This window comes from Paracoccus sp. Z118 (assembly GCF_019061185.1).
Classification (GTDB): Bacteria; Pseudomonadota; Alphaproteobacteria; order Rhodobacterales; family Rhodobacteraceae; genus Paracoccus.
Genome location: NZ_JAHQZU010000083.1, coordinates 1 through 1,594, shown reverse-complemented (window position 1 = coordinate 1,594; position 1,594 = coordinate 1). Strand labels below are relative to the sequence as shown.

The following is a 1,594-nucleotide window of genomic DNA, read 5'->3' as shown; positions in this document are numbered from 1 at the left end:
CCGACGGGGGTCGGCCCGGCGGAGGTTTCCCCGGCAAACGCCATCTCACCGGAAGTCCCCCCGGTGCCGCCGTCCGGTGGCAGCATCAGGAAGAAGCTCGACACGATCCGCACCCCCGGCGCGCGGCCGATCGCCTGCAGGGCGGCGCGCACGGTGTCGGCGGTGGTGGCGACCGCGCCGCCGACCGTCCCGTCCGCCTGGCCCAGCCGCACCCGCATCGCCGCCTGCCGGATCGGATCGCGCATCTCGTCGAGCGCCGCCTCCGCCGTCAGCCCCTTGCCGCGGCGCAGCTCATGCCAGGCGGCGGCCAGCTCGGGCAGGTCGGGGGCGGCGGCGCTGTCGATGCTGGCCGCGCCCGGCGCTTCGCCGTCCAGCAGGGTGATCCGGGCCAGCCCCTCGGCCACGATCCGGGCGGCGGCCTCGCGCACGCGGGGATCGCGGCCCTCGGGCAGGATGATATGGGCCTGCCGCGCGCGGGCGGCCTGATAGATACGGTCGAGCGGGCTCATGTCTTACTCCAGCAGATGCAGGCCGACGAGGATCCAGGTCCCCAGGAACAGCGTCTCGATCACCAGCAGCGCGATCGCGCCGCCCCCCACTTCGAGCATCTTGCCCAGCGAGGTCTTGACCCCCACCGCGGCGATCGAGATCAGCAGGCACCAGCGCGACACCGCCCCCGCCGCCTCGGCCAGCGCCGCCGGGATCAGCCCCAGCGAGTTCGCCGCCGCCAGCAGCAGGAAGCCGACCACGAAGCTCGGCAGCAGCGGCGGGCGCTTGCCCCCCGTGGCTTCCGCCTGCCCCTGCGCGCGGATGATGACCGAGAAGACCAGCACCACCGGGGCCAGCATCGCCACCCGGATCAGCTTGACCAGCGTCGCCGTCTCGCCCGCCTCGGGGCTGATCGAGAAGCCCGCGCCGACCACCTGCGCCACGTCGTGGATGGTGCCCCCGAGGAACACCCCGGCGGTGCGGTCGTCGAAGCCGAACGGGTCCGCCAGCATCGGGTAGATGACCATCGCCACGGTGGACAGCACCGTCACCGCCAGCACGGTGAAGACCAGGTCGCGCTCGGACCGCTCGTGCCGGGGCAGCACCGCCGCGATCGCCATCGCGGCGGACGCGCCGCAGATCGCCACCGAGCCGCCGGTCAGCAGCGCGAAGCGCCAGCGCCGGCCGACCACCCGCGCCGCCAGCAGCGCGAACAGGATCGTCGCGATCACCCCGCCGATCACCAGCAGCACCAGCGGCCAGCCGAGCTGGGCCAGCATCCCCGCCGAGATCCGCGCCCCGAGCAGCGCGACCCCCAGCCGCAGCACCGTGCGCGCGGTCACGGCGATGCCGGGGGCGGTCCTGGTGCCCTCCTCGGCCAGGAAGTTCAACGCCAGCCCCAGCAGCAGCGCCAGCAGCATGGCCGGGGCGCCGTAATGCTCGGACAGGAACTGCGCCGTCGCGGCGATCAGCGCCGAGACCGCGAAGCCGGGAAAGAGATCGGCCGGCCGGCCGGGAAGCCAGGCGGACAGGCGGGCGGGCAGCGCCATCAGGGACACCTCGAGGGAGCGGGGACGGGACGGATCGCGCAGAAGCGGGCCGCCGC

Annotated in this window: 2 protein-coding genes; both read right to left on the bottom strand. The window is 74.5% G+C overall.

Annotated elements, in window-relative coordinates; genetic code table 11:
- A partial coding sequence (locus tag KTN05_RS17505) for a phosphate acyltransferase (RefSeq protein WP_217330647.1) occupies positions 1 to 509 on the bottom strand: 509 nt, incomplete at its 3' end.
- Between the two features lie 3 nt (positions 510 to 512).
- Entirely contained in the window at positions 513 to 1,538 is a 1,026-nt protein-coding gene (locus KTN05_RS17500; protein WP_217330648.1) for a YeiH family protein, read from the bottom strand.
- Between the last annotated feature and the right edge of the window lie 56 nt (positions 1,539 to 1,594).